General features: G+C 73.3%; 15 protein-coding genes and 2 pseudogenes. 10 read left to right on the forward strand and 7 right to left on the reverse strand.

The window, feature by feature from the left end; all coding sequences use genetic code 11:
- Positions 1 to 246: 246 nt before the first annotated feature.
- Complete coding sequence (locus tag ADK57_RS36595) at positions 247 to 615, forward strand: STAS domain-containing protein (RefSeq protein WP_053753984.1); 369 nt, start codon at positions 247 to 249, stop codon at positions 613 to 615.
- 471 nt (positions 616 to 1,086) lie between these two features.
- Complete coding sequence (locus tag ADK57_RS36600) at positions 1,087 to 2,010, forward strand: carbamate kinase (RefSeq protein WP_053753985.1); 924 nt, start codon at positions 1,087 to 1,089, stop codon at positions 2,008 to 2,010.
- Here ADK57_RS36600 and ADK57_RS36605 read toward each other — a convergent pair.
- The gene (locus ADK57_RS36605; protein WP_053753986.1) at positions 2,007 to 2,828 is read right to left on the reverse strand and encodes a universal stress protein; all 822 of its coding nucleotides are present in this window, start codon (positions 2,826 to 2,828) and stop codon (positions 2,007 to 2,009) included. The genes ADK57_RS36600 and ADK57_RS36605 overlap by 4 nt on opposite strands.
- A gap of 213 nt (positions 2,829 to 3,041) precedes the next feature.
- Between ADK57_RS36605 and ADK57_RS36610 the strand changes: the two genes are divergently transcribed.
- Positions 3,042 to 3,482: a pyridoxamine 5'-phosphate oxidase family protein gene (locus ADK57_RS36610; RefSeq protein WP_053753987.1), complete on the forward strand. Its 441-nt coding sequence runs from the start codon at positions 3,042 to 3,044 to the stop codon at positions 3,480 to 3,482.
- Positions 3,483 to 3,494: 12 nt separating this feature from the next.
- On the opposite strand, the gene ADK57_RS36615 is transcribed toward ADK57_RS36610, so the two are convergent.
- The 3 genes from ADK57_RS36615 to ADK57_RS36625 form a co-directional block, all read right to left on the reverse strand.
- Positions 3,495 to 3,965 (reverse strand): pyridoxamine 5'-phosphate oxidase family protein, encoded by a 471-nt coding sequence (locus ADK57_RS36615; protein WP_199830765.1) that lies wholly within the window; start codon positions 3,963 to 3,965, stop codon positions 3,495 to 3,497.
- A 250-nt stretch (positions 3,966 to 4,215) separates the two neighbouring features.
- Positions 4,216 to 5,553 carry a phosphoribosyltransferase family protein gene (locus tag ADK57_RS36620; RefSeq protein ID WP_053753989.1) on the reverse strand — a complete coding sequence of 446 codons (1,338 nt, stop codon included), beginning with the start codon at positions 5,551 to 5,553 and terminating at the stop codon, positions 4,216 to 4,218.
- A gap of 179 nt (positions 5,554 to 5,732) precedes the next feature.
- A complete protein-coding gene (locus ADK57_RS36625) occupies positions 5,733 to 6,314 on the reverse strand; it encodes a hypothetical protein (RefSeq protein WP_053753990.1) in 582 nt (193 codons plus the stop codon).
- 222 nt (positions 6,315 to 6,536) lie between these two features.
- Here ADK57_RS36625 and ADK57_RS36630 point away from each other — a divergent pair, with 222 nt between their 5' ends.
- The 4 genes from ADK57_RS36630 (at position 6,537) to ADK57_RS50225 (ending at position 10,369) form a co-directional block, all read left to right on the forward strand.
- Positions 6,537 to 7,541, forward strand: coding sequence for an Acg family FMN-binding oxidoreductase (locus tag ADK57_RS36630; RefSeq protein WP_053754024.1), 1,005 nt, complete (start codon positions 6,537 to 6,539; stop codon positions 7,539 to 7,541).
- A 325-nt stretch (positions 7,542 to 7,866) separates the two neighbouring features.
- Positions 7,867 to 8,700: a universal stress protein gene (locus ADK57_RS36635; RefSeq protein ID WP_199830763.1), complete on the forward strand. Its 834-nt coding sequence runs from the start codon at positions 7,867 to 7,869 to the stop codon at positions 8,698 to 8,700.
- A gap of 256 nt (positions 8,701 to 8,956) precedes the next feature.
- Positions 8,957 to 9,832, forward strand: a complete 876-nt coding sequence (locus ADK57_RS36640) for a universal stress protein (protein ID WP_078973546.1) — start codon at positions 8,957 to 8,959, stop codon at positions 9,830 to 9,832.
- Between the two features lie 42 nt (positions 9,833 to 9,874).
- Complete coding sequence (locus tag ADK57_RS50225; protein ID WP_053753993.1) at positions 9,875 to 10,369, forward strand: hypothetical protein; 495 nt, start codon at positions 9,875 to 9,877, stop codon at positions 10,367 to 10,369.
- 165 nt (positions 10,370 to 10,534) lie between these two features.
- On the opposite strand, the pseudogene ADK57_RS52320 reads toward ADK57_RS50225, so the two are convergent.
- Positions 10,535 to 10,720: pseudogene (locus ADK57_RS52320) on the reverse strand (universal stress protein); the annotation flags it as partial.
- 197 nt (positions 10,721 to 10,917) lie between these two features.
- Here ADK57_RS52320 and ADK57_RS36650 point away from each other — a divergent pair.
- From ADK57_RS36650 to ADK57_RS36660, 3 genes are all read left to right on the forward strand, one after another.
- Positions 10,918 to 11,712: a universal stress protein gene (locus ADK57_RS36650; RefSeq protein ID WP_053753994.1), complete on the forward strand. Its 795-nt coding sequence runs from the start codon at positions 10,918 to 10,920 to the stop codon at positions 11,710 to 11,712.
- The gene (locus ADK57_RS36655) at positions 11,709 to 14,459 is read left to right on the forward strand and encodes a cation-translocating P-type ATPase (protein WP_078973545.1); all 2,751 of its coding nucleotides are present in this window, start codon (positions 11,709 to 11,711) and stop codon (positions 14,457 to 14,459) included. Before ADK57_RS36650 ends, ADK57_RS36655 begins: the two co-directional genes overlap by 4 nt.
- A 68-nt stretch (positions 14,460 to 14,527) precedes the next feature.
- Positions 14,528 to 14,674, forward strand: a complete 147-nt coding sequence (locus ADK57_RS36660) for a hypothetical protein (protein WP_234390526.1) — start codon at positions 14,528 to 14,530, stop codon at positions 14,672 to 14,674.
- 341 nt (positions 14,675 to 15,015) lie between these two features.
- On the opposite strand, the gene ADK57_RS48305 is transcribed toward ADK57_RS36660, so the two are convergent.
- Together ADK57_RS48305 and ADK57_RS52655 are read right to left on the reverse strand one after the other, a co-directional pair.
- Entirely contained in the window at positions 15,016 to 15,366 is a 351-nt protein-coding gene (locus ADK57_RS48305; RefSeq protein ID WP_078973547.1) for a hypothetical protein, read from the reverse strand.
- A 44-nt stretch (positions 15,367 to 15,410) separates the two neighbouring features.
- A pseudogene (locus tag ADK57_RS52655) lies at positions 15,411 to 15,595 on the reverse strand (hypothetical protein); the annotation flags it as partial.
- Positions 15,596 to 15,681: the final 86 nt, after the last annotated feature.

Genomic DNA, 15,681 nt, shown 5'->3' on the forward strand with positions numbered 1-15,681 from the left:
CCCTGCCGTGGGCGGGTCGGCCGGATCACCGGGGGCGGAGCAGGTGGAGCCACCGCGCCGAGGCCCGGCCGACGAACCTGGCGACGGGCGCTTGGCCGCGGGCACCAGCGGGACCGTCCCGTCCGGCACCGCTCGGCAGGCGGCCCCACGTGTCCGACGTTCCCTCCTGAAGCCGGGCCGTTCGACGTGGCCGATGGGGCCGGGTGCCCCTTCCGGGTGTGACCGAGGTCCCGTTTTTCTGAAGGCATGCGAGAGAACCACGTCCACTCCCCATGCCACCTGCGGGAACGCCAGGTCGATGGGGTCACGGTGGTGGAACCGCTCGGCGAGATCGACCTCCTCACGGCCCCGGTGATCGGCACCCGCCTCGACGTCCTCACCTCCGGGCCGTGCCCCGAGCTGGTCGTGGACCTGCGCGCGGTGGACTTCATCGACTGCAGCGGGCTGGCCGTCCTGTGCCGGGCCCGCAATCGCGCCGACGAGCGCGGTGGACGGGTACGCCTGGTGGCCGACAGTCCGCGCCTGCTGCGCGTTCTGCGGGCCGTCGGGCTGAGCGAGGCCTTCGACGTGCTGGCTGCCCTCCCCGGTGCCGCTGCACCCGTGGGCGCTCACTGATCCGCCACGCTCGGGACTGACCCGTAGCGCTCTCGGACCGATGCCGAACGGCCCCGGAGCCGGGCCCCGGACTGCCCTGCGGTCGCGCTCAGAGGGTCGGACCGTGGAAGCGCCACCCAGCGAGAGGAAGCCGCCATGACACGGTCCGCCCACCGCGCACGGGTGACCCACGCACTTCTGGCCGACGCGAGCACCGTGGAGATCCGCCCCACGAGGCCCGCCTCGCCCCGCTCACCGACCGCGACGTGCACGATCTGATCACCGCCCGCGCTGTGCGCGCCGCTGCTGCCCGGCCATCGGGGCGCCGGCCCCGTCGACCTGTGACGACGGCGGGGGCACCTGGGCCGATCGGGCCGGAGCATCGGGACCTTCGACCCCGGCCGGGGACCTGTGGCGGCTGACCACGGCGATCAACGCGCAGCAGGATCGATCTCGGAGCACCATCGGCACCGGACTGCGGAGGTCTGAACCATGCGCATAGTCGTCGCCCTCGGCGGCAATGCCCTGCTGCACCGGGGCGAGCACCCCGACGCCGCCGTCCAACGGGCGAACGTCGACCGGGTGGCCATCGCCCTGGCCGCCCTGGCCCACGAGAACGAACTCGTCGTCACCCACGGCAACGGGCCCCAGATCGGCCTGCTCGCCGGCGAGAGCGTGTCCGACCCGGCGCTGAGCGCCCCCTGTCCGCTGGACCTGCTCGGTGCCCAGACCCAGGGCATGATCGGCTCACTGCTGGCCTGCACCCTGCACGACGTCCTCCCCGGACACCGGATCGTCACGCTCGTCACCCACACCCTCGTACGAGCCGACGACCCGGCATTCGCCCGGCCCACGAAGTTCGTCGGCCAGGCGTACTCCAGGGACATGGCCCGCTCCCTCGCCCGCAAACGCGGCTGGCACATCGCCCGGGACGCCAAGGGCTGGCGGCGCGTCGTCCCGTCCCCGGCACCCGAGCGGATCCTGGAGACCGAGACGATCCACGAGCTGCTGAACAGCGGCACGCTGGTCGTCTGCGGCGGTGGGGGCGGAGTCCCCGTCACCGCCGACCGCGACACCGGCGCCCTGACCGGGGCGGACGCCCTGCTCGACAAGGACCTGGCCGCGGCCCGGCTCGCCGAGGACCTCAAGGCCGACTTCCTGCTCATCCTCACCGACGTCCCGAACGTCTACACCGGCTATGGCACGCCCGACCAGCAACCCGTCCTCGACGCCACCCCCGCCGACCTGCGCCGCGGCGGCTACCCCGACGGCTCGATGGGGCCCAAGGCCGAGGCCGCCGCCCGGTTCGTCGAACGCACCGGAGGCCTGGCCGCGATCGGCGCCCTCGACGCGGCGTACGCGATCGTCCACGGCACGTCGGGCACCCTGGTCCGGCCGGATCTGACGGTCGGCTAGGGAATCACGGCCACCGGGCAACCGGCATGGTCCAGCACCGCGTGCGCGGTGGGACCGAGGCCCGCGCCGCCGCGCCCCACCACGAGCAGCGCGGCGGAGGCGGAGGCCCGCACCAGGGCGGCCGACGGGCTGTTCAGGCGCACGTCTTCGAGAACGCGTACCTGCGGATACTTCTCCCGCCACGGCCGCAGCACGTCCGACAGGCGCTGGACCTCCTGGTCCTCCAGGGCGCCGCGGTCCTCCTCGGGCATCGAGTACGGCATCAACCGTGCCGCCGCCGAGGGCAGTTGCCACGCGTGGACGACGTGGAGCCCGCTCTCGTGGGTCCGGGCGGCGTCGAAAGCGAAGTCCACGGCCGCACCCGCGGGAACGTGCGCGTCGACGCCGAGTGCGACACCGCCGCCGGCCCGCCCGAGGGCGGGCTCCGGCACCAGCACGACAGGTCCGCCGGCCAGGGCCGCGACCCCGTGCGCCACCGAACCGACGGCCAGTCCCGCGAAGCCCCCCGCGCCGCGCATGCCGAGCACCATCACGTCGGCCCGCGCGCCGAGAGCGAGCAGCGCCGGGACGGTCGCCCCGGTACCGGCGACGGCTTCGACCCGGAGCTCCGGGTGGCGTTCCACGAGTGCCTTCACGAGCGCGTCGGGTGCGGGCTCTCGGCGGTACGGCCACACCGACGCCACGTCCGCCTCGCCCAGTGACGACACATGGACGACCCGGAGCGGCAGCCCGCGCAGCGAGGCCTCACCCACGGCCCAGTCGACCGCGGCACGACTGCCGGCGGACCCGTCGACCCCGACAACGATCGGTCGCACCATGGCGGTTCCCCTTCCGGCGTGCGGGACTCCTGCCTTTCACCATCCCTCGCCCACCCGTGCACGGCACAGAGGCCGTACGGACGGGGCGGTACGGCGTGAGCGGGGCCGTTCTCCGGCCGGGCAGGGCCCGACGGCCCTCACCCCCGGCGCTCCCTCGATGAAGGATGGACTCTCACCGCAGTTCCGCGGTCCAGGCGAAAGACGGACTGGCTGATGTATGCGAACGACGGTTTCCGCGAACTCGAACGGCAGGAGTGCCTGCGGCTGTTGGCCAAGGTGCCCGTCGGCCGCATCGTTCACACCCGCCGGGCCCTGCCCGCGGTACTGCCGGTCAACTTCTCTCTGGACCACGACGGCGCCGTGCTGCTGTGCACCTCCGCGGCCTCCGAGCTGGTGCGGGCGATCGACGGCTCGGTGGTCGCCTTGGAGGCCGACGAGGTGGACGCGGCCGCGCACTCCGGCTGGAGCGTCGTCGTCACCGGGGCGGCATCGGTCGTGACCGACCCGACCGAGCACGAGCGGCTGGTCCGGACCGGCCCGCGCTCCTGGGTGCCCTGGTGGGACGAGGTCTTCGTCCGCATCGAGCCGGAGCTGGTCACCGGGCGCGAACTCGTCGGCGGACACTCCGTCCACGGGGTGGGGATCTCCTCCTGAGCGCCGACGGTCTCAGCCGTCTGCAGGTGCGATGTCGTCGGCAGTGGTGAGCAGGAACCCGGTGACCAGGTCGGGGCGGATGCGGACGGCGTGGTCCATGGTCTGGTGCACCCACGGACGCAGCATGCCTTGACAGCGGGCCAGGTCGCGCGCGTCGGTCACCAGGTGCGCGTAACCGGTGACCACCACGCTCCAGCCGAGGTGCGTGTCCGGGTCGATGTCGTCGGCCTCGTAGGCGACGACGACGCCCGGACTGCCTGCCTGGCGGGTGCGCGAGGTCAGGGCCGCGCCCTCGTGGGTGCGGATGACGATGTCGTCGCCGTCCAGGACGTGGTTGACCGGGCGGACGGTCGGCAGCGCATGCCGGGTGAAGACGATCCTGCCCAGGGACACGCTGCCGAGCAGCCGCAGCGCCTCACCGCTGTCGAGCTCGACGCGGCGGCGCGGCTCCGCGCAGACCGCAGGGGCGTTGCTGCCTGCCATGACGTGCTTCAGCACGGATTCATCACTCACTGCTGGTTCTCCGGTCGACGGGACGGCGGGACGCCCGGTCAGTCCATTCGAACGGCGCCGGTGAACGCCCCGCTAGGGCCGTTCGGCCCCGGCCCGCGACCGGTCGGCCCTGTGCGCGCCTCGCTGCCCCGAAGGGCGACCCGGTGACCCCTGTGCCCGTGCGCGACCTGGATCGCCGCCGAGCTGACGCACGCGCGGGAAGGAGAGCCCTGCGTATGCGTCACGCCGACCTGTGTGGCGGCAGGGCCGAGTCCGGCCGCGCGAGGTGGGCGGTGAACCAGTCCCGGGCCAGTTCGGCGACGGTGGCAAGGGCGCCCGGCTCGGGGAAGAGGTGGGTGGCGTCGGGGACGACGGCGAGACGGTGCTCGCAGTGCATCCGGTCGGCGGCGAGCCGGTTGAGGCTGAGTACCCGGGTGTCACGGCTGCCGACGATGAGCAGGGTCGGAGCCCGTACCCGGGCAAGGGCCGCCGGGTCGGCCAGGTCGGGGCGGCCGCCCCGGGACACGACGGCCCGGATGTCGTCGTCGGCCGCGGCTTCCAGCGCGGCCCCCGCGCCCGTGCTCGCGCCGAAGTAGCCCACGGGCAGGGCGGTTTCCCGGCGCAGCCAGTCCGCTGCGGCCCGCAGGCGCCGGGCCAGCAGGAGGATGTCGAAGACGTTGTGCGGGTCGTGCTCCTCGTCCTCGGTGAGCAGGTCGAGCAGCAGGGTTCCCAGGCCGGCACGGTTGAGGGTCGTGGCGACGTACCTGTTGCGGGGGCTGTGCCGGCCGCTGCCGCTGCCGTGCGCGAACGCCACCACGGCCTGGGCCGTGTCGGGGAGCACGAGCCGGGCTGCCAGCCGCACCCGGTCGGCGGGTACCGTGACCTCGCGGTCGGGCAGCGGCCGCTCGGGATCGGGAGGGTACGAGGGCGCCGCCGCCCTGGTGCGATCGGCGGCCCGGGCCAGCAGCGCGGTGAGCTCGGCGTCACCGGTCTGCGTGAAGTCGTGGTACCAGGCGCCGACGGAGCCGAAGTGGCGGCGGACCTGCAGACAGACGACCTGGTCGGCCACGGCGTGCAGGGTCGGCAGAGTCCGTTCCGGCCCGACCGGAACGGCAAGGACGATCCGGGCCGCACCCCGGTTCCGTACGACCCGGCAGGCGGCCTGGGCGGTGGCGCCGGTGGCCAGCCCGTCGTCCACGACCACCACGGTCCGCCCCGTCAGGGGCACGGGTGCCCGCCCGGCACGGTAGCGGCGTATGCGCCGTTCCAGTTCGGCCCGCTCGGCCTGCTCGACGGTCTCCTGATCGGCTTCGTCCAACCGGGCCTCGCCGATCACGTCCTGGTTGAGGACGCGTACGCCCTGCTCGCCGATCGCGCCGAACGCCAGCTCCGGCTGCCACGGCACGCCCAGCTTGCGCACCACGAGCACGTCCAGCGGCGCGTCGAGGCCCCGGGCCACTTCGTACGCCACCGGCACCCCGCCCCGTGGCAGCCCGACCACCACCACGTTCTCGCCCCGGAGGTGCTCCAGCCGCCGGGCCAGGTGGCGCCCGGCGTCCCTACGGTCCTCGAAGCGCATGCGCCACCTCCCTGCGCGCACGTGCCTGCTGCTCGGAGCGGCAAGCCGTGCTCTCTTCCATTGGAACGCGCTCCGGGCCGGTCCTGCACGGGCAAGCGGGCGAACCGGCATGGGCAATGTGCCGGGGCGACGAGCCCCGGCGGCGCCGACAGCCTCGAGGCGCAGGGCCCGACCGGGCGTCAACCGGTCTTGTGACCCCACTGCGGGCCCACCAGATCCCACTCCTTGCCCCACCCGTCGATGCGCCGCTGGTCGAGCCGCCACCGTGCGAGGGTCCCCGCGCCGAAAGCGGTGCCGGCGAGGGCGAGGGCGGCCGCGATGCCGAGGAGACTCGCCTCGAGAGCCGCCTCCGTCGGACTCGGCGGCTCGGCGACGAATTCGCCCCGGTCGTTCTGCCAGACCACGATCCTGGATCCGGCCTTCAGGTCGGTGTCCACCAGGGTCGTCCCGGTACGCGTGGAACCGTCGGAGGCCGTCCAGCGGACCTTCGCCATGGCCCGGCCAACCGATGCCCGGGCCGCGGAACCCGACTGCGGGACATCGTCGAGAAGCACGGCCCGCACGGAGTGCCGGTCGGCGCGCTGTCGGGCGAACACGCCTTCGGCGGCATGCGCCGCCAGAAAGCCGGCGAATGTGCCGCCCACTACGATGATCGCCCACACGACCAGCACGATCCAGGCCTCGATCATGTCGTCGCGCCGCCGCAACGGGTTGCTCCGCCATCGCCACAGCGGCTTCTTCGCGCGCTTGCCACCGCTCATCGGTCCGCACCTCCTCCTGGTCGTCGTGACACTTCCGACGGTGACGGCCGACAGCGCGCTGCGACATGGGCCGACCAGGACGGCATCGGGGGCCACTTGTCCGGAAGGACGGGGCAGACCGGCCCCGGAGGGGGACCGTCGACCCCTCAACACGCCGAGGCCGAGAGCCCATGCTCGAAGGACGCCACCAGCCGTCCGGTGCCGGCGTGCGAGGAGGGCATCATGAACAGCACATCCCTTGACGCCGCGATCCTGGAGAGTTGTGTCTCGGCCGCCGTCGCCGCGCCCTCGATCCACAACGCCCAGCCGTGGCGCTTCCGTCTGGAGGCCGAAACCGGCACCCTCCAGGTGCGCGTCGCTCCGGTCCGAGGCCTGCGGTACACGGACCCGACCGCCCGCGCGCTGCACCTCTCGGTGGGGGCGTGTGTCCTCAACCTCCGCGTGGCGCTCGCCCACTTCGGCCTGCGGGCCGAGACACACCTCCTGCCCTGTCCACAGGATCCCGGCCTGTTCGCCACCGTGCACCCTGCCGAGCACCCGTACGGGCCTCGGGAACAGCCGTATGCCGGCCTCTACGAGGCGATCCGGCGCAGGCACAGCAGTCGACTGCCGTTCTCGGACAGACCACTGCCTGCGCACGTGCGTGAGCAACTCGTCGCGGCGGCCCGCTCGGACGGCGCGTGGCTCGGTTTCCCCGAGACTGCCGAGACGCGCCGTCTCCTGCGGCTGACTGCAGAGGCGGAGCAACGCAACCGCCTCGACGCCGACCGCGCGACGGAGAGCCGCCGCTGGGTGCACCAGGAGCTGGGCCCGGCCCCCGACAGGGGACTCCCACGGGCCGCGCTCGGCCCCCAGGACGCCCGCGAGTACTTGCCCCTGCGTGATTTCACCGCACAGCGGCATGCCGAGCTGCTCCCCGCCCAGCCGTTCGAGGCGGCCCCGGTCGTCGCTGTGCTGAACACCGAGCACGACCGCCGGACCGACTGGCTGGGCGCCGGCCAGGCACTCCAGCACGTCTGGCTCGTCGCCACCGCCCACGGCCTGCGCGCGTCCCTGCTGCACCAGGCGCTGGAGTGGCCCGACCTGCGCCGCTCCCTGAACCCCGACCACACCGGCCATGCGCAGATACTCATCCGCCTCGGCTACGGCCCGGAAGGCGCCGCCTCCCCGCGTCGCGCCCAGTCCCTGGAACTCGATACGGAGCCGCGGCCCCGGCGCTCCCGGTGAGGCGGGAGAACGAGGGGAGCGGGGCCGTCACGGTGGAGTAGCCCGCCGTCGCGCCCGACACAAGCGTTCTTCTCCGGCCGACGGAGGCACCGCAGGTCACCGTGGCGTACCTCGTCGGTGTTGCCGTCGACCTCCTGACCGTCCGTCACCGAGCCGACCCTTGCCGTCCGTCCATCCCCACCTGCCTCGACCCTGTCGGGTCGGGGACCGAACGGCCCTGAGGCAAGGGGCCGTTCGGCGCGCCGAAGGGTTCTCGCGGACCCTGCCCCGGGCGGGTGGAGAGGACGAGCATCGTCTGCGGAGCCGCCAGAAGGGAAGCAGGACAATGACACACCAACACGTGGTCGTCGGAATGGACGGTTCACTGGTCGCGGTGCGTGCGCTGGACTGGGCCGCGGACGAGGCGGCGCGTCGCGGGGCCGGCCTGCGCGTCGTGTACGCCGTGCCCGACCGGGACGAGGCCGGGCCGGTACTCGCGTCCGCCGTCGCACGGGTCGCCGAGCGTCATCCCGGCCTGCCGGTGGTGACCGCGGCCGCGGAGGGCGGCGCCGTACGGGCGCTGGAGCGCGAGAGCGAGGACGCGGTGCTCACCGTCGTGGGGACCCGGGGGTTCGGCGGGCTCACGGGCCTGCTGTTCGGCTCGGTGAGCCTGCGACTGGCCGCGCACCTGCACGGCCCGCTGCTGGTGGTACGGGGCGGCAACCGGTGTGACGGGGGAGACCGTGACGTGCTGCTCGGCCTGGAGAACGAGTGGGACGCGGACGCGGCGGCCTACGCCTTCGAGGAGGCGGAGCGGCGCGGTGCGCGACTGCGGGTCCTGCACTCCTGGACCCACCGGCACATCACCCCGGAACTGCCCTCGCTGGTACCGGCCACGAGCCCCGGCCAGGAGCAACTGGCCCAAGAGGAGCGGGACGAGGAGGCCGTGCCGCGCTTCACCATGGCCCGACTGCGGGAGCAGCACCCCGAGGTCGGCGTCGAGAGCCGCACCGTGCGCACCGCCCCCGCACACGCGCTCCTGGAGGCGACGCGCGAGGCCGCCGTCGTGGTCATCGGCGCCCACCGCCGCACCAGCCGGCTCGGTCCGCAGCTGGGCCCGGTCGCGCACACGCTGCTGCACCGCTCGCACTGCCCGGTCCTCGTCGTGCCCGCCGCCTGACGCACCCCGCTCCGACGGGGACCACGCATCGGCGGCTGCGCTGCGCTCCGCGCACGAGTGGCCGACTCGCCGAGATCGGCCACCATGACGGCGAACGGCTTCGCGGGGTTGCTCCTGCCGACAGGCGTCGGCATGGGACGAACGTCCCCGGCGAGGGCCGAACCGCCCCTCGTGGCGCCGGGCCGCAGGTGGGACGGTGACGGTGGGCGCTTGCGCCGAAACCAACACCGCACTCCGACGAAAGGCGGTGGGGACGATGCAGCTTCCCCTGGTCGTAGGTGTCGACGGGTCGGATGCGAGTCTCCAGGCGGTCGACTGGGCGGTGGACGAGGCGGCCCGGCGCGGTCTGCCGCTGCGGCTGGTGCACGGGTCCCGCTGGGAGCGCTACGACGGAGCGGCACCCTGGACCGGCGTAGAACGTCCGTCCGAACGGATGCCGGCGGAACACGTCGTGGCGTCCGCGGCAGAGCGTGCCGGACGGCGCAACCCCGAGGTGAAGGTCTCCACCGAGATCGTCCCCGAGGAAGCGGCGTCCGCTCTCCTGCACGAGGGCGACAACGCCTCCGTCCTGGTGACGGGATCGCGTGGCCGCGGTGAGCTGAAGGGACTGTTGCTCGGCTCGGTCGGCCTGGCCGTGGCGGCCCGCGCGCACTGTCCGGTGATCGTGGTCCGCGGTGACAAGGCCGGCCTGGCCGGCACCCACGGGCGGATCCTGCTGGGTGCCGGGGAGCCCGCCACGGGCGGCGAGGCGGTGCGGTTCGCCTTCCGCGAGGCCGAGGCACGCGGATGCGCCCTCGACGTCGTACGGACCTGGCGCTGCCCCGCCCACGAGAGCACCGACCGTCCCGCGCAGGCCGGGGACCCGGCGCACGATCACGAGGAGCGGGCGTCCGCCCTGCTCGACGCGCTGCTCCACGACGCGATGGCCGACCACCCCGGTGTCCGCGTGCACCGCACGACGGTCGAAGGAACGGCCCGCAAGGTGCTCCTGAACCGCTCGGCCGCCGCCGACCTCGTGATCGTCGGGGCGCGGCGCAGGCAGGGCCGCTTCGGGCTCCAGCTCGGCCTGGTGAGCCACACGCTGCTGCACCACGCGGACTGCCCGGTGGCAGTCGTGCCGGTGCCGGTGTGAGACCCGGCCGGTGTGTGACCGGCCCGCCCGCCCACGCGCGCGGTGCCGGGCAGGGGCCGCCACCGGACCGATCCGGAACACGTCGCCGAGCAGGCCCGCTGGACCTGGCGGCTCGCTCGGCGGCAGACCGACGGGGTTCCCGTCGACGCCGACGTCACGCATCCGGACAGCACGCCGTTCGCCGGACGGGACTACGCAGGCCTCACCCGCATGTTCCCGTCACCGCCCAGGCGATGGCCGGCGCGGACCGGCCTGGCCCTCGTGCTGAGCACGGAGCGCGACAGCCGGTCCGACTGGCTGCGGAGCGGCCAGGCTCTCGAGCGGATCCTGTTGCACGCGGCGTCCCACGGGGTCATGGCGGCCTTCCACACCCAACCCCTCGAAGTCCCGCAACTACGGGCACAGATGCGCAGGACACTGAGCGCGGGGGAGTTCCCGCAGATGATCCTTCGTCTCGGGTACCCGCCCTGCGTCCGAGTCCTGCCCCGGCGCCCGGTGGCGGAGGTGCTCACGGCGAGCGACTACCGAACCTCCTGAACCGCGGCGCGGCCGAGCGCGTGCAGAGCCGATCGACGAGCGCAACGGGGCCGTTCGGCCCCTGGCACGGGCGCCCGACGAGCGGCAGCGTGAAAGCCGGTCCGCGCGGTACCGACAGACGGCGGCCGGCACCGCGTGGACGGGCCTGTGCGCATCGAAGCGTGCCGCCGAGCGTGAGGACCGCTGCTTGCTGAAGGCCTCCTGCGCGATGGGGACGTAGAGCGGCCGGCCGGCCCAGGAGTGGAAGAGGAGCACGGGCACGTGCCGTTCCACGGCCTCGCCGGCGGCCCACCCCGCGGCCGTCACGCTCGCGGGAGAGCCGTCGAGTCCGACGACTGTCGGCCCGGTCATGGCGCACCCTCGTGTCGGCGCGACGGATGAAGGTCAGGCCGCAGTCGCGCGTACGCATCCTTTCCCGCCTCCGGCGTGGCCGCCGTACGACGCCCGGGGAGGGGCCGGACGGCGCGCCCGTGGGGTCCGTCCGGCCCCTGCCCGGGTGCCGCGGGCGGGGGGAGCCTGAGGGCATGGCTGGAGAGGGGAGTGCTGTCATGAGCGGCCAGGTCGTGGTGGGAGTGGACGGCTCGACGTCGAGCCTGGTCGCGGTGGAGGTCGCGGCGCGGGAAGCGGATCGGCGCGGAGTGCGCCTCCAGTTGGCGCACGCCTTCGAGTGGACCTTCGGTTCCGTGCCTGACGGAGTGCCGCCATGGGATCCGGGCGGGGCCGACACCAGCGCGTCGGTGAGCGGCACGTTGACCGAGGCCGAGCGGCGGGCCCGCCGCGCCGCGCCACACGTGGTGATCACGCACGAGGTCCTCGTCGGGGAGCCCGGGGCAGTGCTGGAGACCGAGTCGCGCGGCGCGTCGCTCACCGTGGTCGGCAGCGGCCGGCCCGGCTGGTCCAACGGCCTGCTGCACGGCTCGGTCGCCGGGCAGGTGGCCGCCCACGGCCGATGCCCGGTGCTGGTGGTGCGGGGAAGGCCGGATCCGACCGGCCCCGTTCTGCTGGCCGACGAGGCCGCGCAGACGGCCCGCGAGACGGCCGAGTTCGCCTTCGCCGAAGCCGCGGCGCGCGGTGTGGAGCTGGTGGCCCTGCGCAAGCGCGGGCTCGCCGGGACCGTGTCCGAACTCCAGCGGAAGTACCCCGAGGTCACGGTGCACCACCGGTGGGTCCGGGGCCGGCCCCACCGAGCGGTGGTCGAGGCGAGCGCCGACGCGCAACTGGTCGTGGTGGGGGCACACGGCTGGGGAGGCGGCGCGGGCCTGCTGCCGGGCTCGGTCGCGCAGACGGCCCTGCGGCACGCCCACTGCCCCGTCGCCGTGGTCCACGGCAGGGAGCGACGGTGAGCACGCAGGCTGCCGACGGCCCGGCGCGCACGGTTCCCGGCACGGAGCACTCCGCGAGGCCGGCGGACGCCGACCGACTGACGTCGCCACAGGTCGCCGCCCGGCTCGGCGTCGACCCGGACCGCGGACTGAGCACGGTGGAGGTCTCCGAGCGCACCGCGGTCCACGGAGCGAACCGGCTGGCCGAGCCGGCCCGGCGGCCGGAGTGGTTGAAGTTCCTGGACCAGTTCCGCAACTGGCTGATCGGCATTCTGTTGCTGGCCGCCGTGGTGGCGGGCGCCATCGGCGACATCAGGGATGCCGTGGTGATCACCGTCGTTCTGCAGATCAACGCCGTTCTCGGCTATCTGCAGGAGCGGCGCGCGGAACGCAGCCTGGAGGCCCTGCGCCGCATGCTGGTGCCCACCGCGCGGGTCCGTCGCGACGGCGGGGAACAGGTGGTGGAGGCGGTCACGCTCGTGCCCGGGGACGTGGTGGTGCTGGAGGCCGGCGACCGGGTACCGGCCGACGGCCGCCTGACCGTGGCGGAATCGGTCGAGGTCGCCGAGGCCGCCCTGACCGGCGAGTCCCAGCCCGTCGCCAAGAGCGTGACGGCCGTCGACCCGGCCGGGGACACTCCGGTGCCGCTCGCCGAGCGCACCAGCGTGCTGTTCATGAACACCGCCCTGACCCGGGGGCGGGCCGAGATGGTCGTCACAGCCACCGGTATGCACACCGAACTCGGCACGATCGCCGAGGCGTTGCGCACCGACGCCGAGCCGCCCAGCCCGCTCCAGGTCCAGCTGGACAGCCTCGGCCGGCGTCTCGCCGTGCTGAGCGGCGTCGCGGTCGTCGCCTACGCCCTCACCGCGCTGTTACGAGGCGAGACCCTGTCGGACATCGCACTGCGGGCCGTTGCCCTGGCCGTCGCCGCGATCCCCGAAGGACTGCCCGCCGTTCTCGCCCTCACCCTGGCACTCGGCGTGTACCGCATGGCGCAGCGCGGAGCCATCGTGAAACGACTGGCGTCCGTGGAGTCACTCGGCTCGGCGACCGTCGTGTGCAGCGACAAGACCGGCACGCTGACCCTCAACGAGATGACCGCACGGGCCCTGTGGACCGCCGGAAGGCTCTACGACGTCACGGGCGAGGGCTACCGGACGGCGGGCGTCATCCAGAGGTCCGGTACCGGACACCGGGCTCGCGCCGGCGACCTGCGGGCGGCGGTGCTGCCGTTCGCCCTGTGCAATGACGCGCGGCTGAACGACGGGGACTTCATCGGCGACCCGACGGAGGCGGCGCTGGTGGTGCTGGCGGAGAAGGCGGGCGAGGATGCCGACAGCCTGCGGGCACGGCAGCCCCGCGTCGGCGAGCTGCCCTTCGACGCGGCCACGAGGTACATGGCCACCTTCCACACGGAACCCGACGGCCGTACCCGCGTCCACGTCAAGGGCGCGGTGGACGTTCTGCTGGACCTGTGCACCCACGTCCTCACCGAGGAAGGCGTACGACCCCTCGACGACCGGCACAGGCGTGAGGTACTTGCCGTGACCGCCCGACTCGGAGGGACAGGGCTGCGGGTCCTGGGCGCGGCCACCGCCGTGATGGAGCGCCGGCCGACCACGTTCGCTCCGGCCGCGCTGCCCGGACTGACCCTGGTGGCGATCGCCGGGATCGCCGATCCGCCCCGTCCGCAGGCACGGGAGGCGATGGCGCTGTGCCGGTCGGCGGGCGTCGCCGTGAAGATGATCACCGGTGACCACGCGGACACCGCGGCGGCCGTCGCTCGGGAGATCGGGATCGGCGGCGACGTCGTGACCGGCGCCGAGCTGGACCGGATGAGCGTGGACCAACTCTCCTCCCGCGTCGACGACATCGGCGTGTTCGCCCGCGTCGCCCCCGAGCACAAGGCCGTGATCGTACGGGCGCTGTCGAGCCGCGGCCACATCGTCGCCATGACCGGTGACGGGGTCAACGACGCCGCCGCGCTGCGGGCCGCCCACATCGGCGTCGCCATGGGTGTCACCGGCACGGACGTCGCCAAGGAAGCGGCCGACATGGTCCTCACCGACGACGACTTCTCCACCATCGTGCGAGCCGTCCGCGAGGGACGTGCCATCTACGACAACATCGTCAAGTTCGTCCGCTTCCAGCTGGCCACCAACATCGGCGCGATCCTGACTCTGCTGGGTGCTTCGCTGGCCGGACTGCCCGCCCCGCTCACCGCGGCCCAACTGCTGTGGATCAACATCATCATGGACGGCCCGCCCGCGATGGCGCTGGCCGTCGACCCGGCCCGCGACGACGTGATGCGCCACCCGCCCCGCGATCCGCGGGAACGCATCCTGGACGCCCGCCGGCTCTGGGCCATCGTGCGGGCGGGCGCGGTCATGGCGCTGGGCACCGTGGGCCTGTTGGCTCTCACCCGTCCGTCCGTGGGTACGGACACGGCCCTGACCATGGCGTTCACCACGTTCGTCCTGTATCAGCTGTTCAACGCGCTCAACGCCCGCGCGGACAACGGCCCTCTGCTGGGCCGCCACCAGTTCCGCAACCGGACCCTCTGGCTGTGCCTGGCCGGAGTTCTCTGCGTGCAGGTGGTCGCCGTCCACCTGCCGTGGGCACGCGCCGTCTTCGGAACGGTCCCGCTGACCGCGGCCCAATGGCTCCTGTGCCTGGCGACCGCGTCCACGGTCCTCCTCGCCGAACTGGCCCTGCGTGCCGTGGGATCGAGGCCGCCGAAGGCCGGCACGGAGGCCTCCCCGTGATCGGCCCTCGGCCACCTCGCGGTCGGGGGTGGCGCCTGCCGAAGCGGACCAGGTTCACCCGGGGCCGGGTGGTGGTGGCCGAGTTGCGCGGTGCCGGGTGGCTCGAGTGGCTGGAGGACCGGGCTCGCAGCGGGCGGCAGGGGTATATGGACCCGAAGCAGTCGGAGGCGTTCGCCGAGTTCCTCGCCCGTCAACCCCCGGTCGGCGAGCAGTAAATGGCTGGTTCGATCGGGGTAGCCGGCAGGGCGCGAGCGTCCGCAGGTTGCGGGTGGGGGCCACGGTTCCCCGCCGGTTGAGCAGAGGGCGCCGACGAAGAACGCGATCTCGCCGTCGAGGACGGCCCGGAACCCTGCGCGCCCAGGGCTACCGCGACTTCTGGGACCAGTACTGCCCACGCAGCCGACGCCGCCAGGCTGCTCACGTTCTGCGCAACGCCCCGCACCCGAACCTTGCGTCGTCAACGCCAGGTCGCCCCATGGCCTGACAAAAGGCGAAGACGGACGACGCGGAACCTGTCCCCAACTTCTGCCAGTACTGCGGCGAGCCGGACGGGGGATCAGCGACCAGACCTCAGACGGTCGATCCAGCGGCCAAGGGCCCGTCGTGAGCGGCGAGGGCGCTGCATCGGCCGACGAGCTTCTGCTCGGGCCTGATCGGCTTCGCCGGGGTTTCGCCCCCAGTGATCGTCAGGCGACAGGACCGGCGCCTTGCGTTCTGCTTGAGCTCGGATCTCGACGTGAGATTCATGAGCGGTGATGCGGAACGCCTCCTCGTAGGAGGCCAGGGCTGCACTCATGGCCCCGCCTGCGAGACCGCGGCGGCGAATTCGTGATGCCAGCCAGGCGAAGAGACCCAGAACTGCGGCAAGGCCACCGATCAAGATCAGGAACGGTAGGAGCGCATCCATGGACATGAGCCTACTGGCCGATCTTGAGTGGGACAGGTGCCGTATCGCGGCCGCCCCGCCCGTTCGGCGCAGTCGGCGAAAGCGGCAGCATCTCGGCGTTCGTCAGCTCGCAGGGGAACGGTGAGAACCAGACCTCCAGTCCCACCTCCGCCGCGTACCGTGCCGTGGTCTCGATCCGGTCGGGGTCGTCTGGGGGTGGCCGTCGGCCCCGGGGCGGATCCGCTTCCAGGCGAACGACGTGGTCCACAAGACCTGCTCATCCGGCGGGCTACGGCGGGGCGACGTCATTGACATACGGGGTGAACGGGCATCGGC

This window comes from Streptomyces sp. MMG1533 (assembly GCF_001279775.1).
GTDB lineage: Bacteria > Actinomycetota > Actinomycetes > Streptomycetales > Streptomycetaceae > Streptomyces.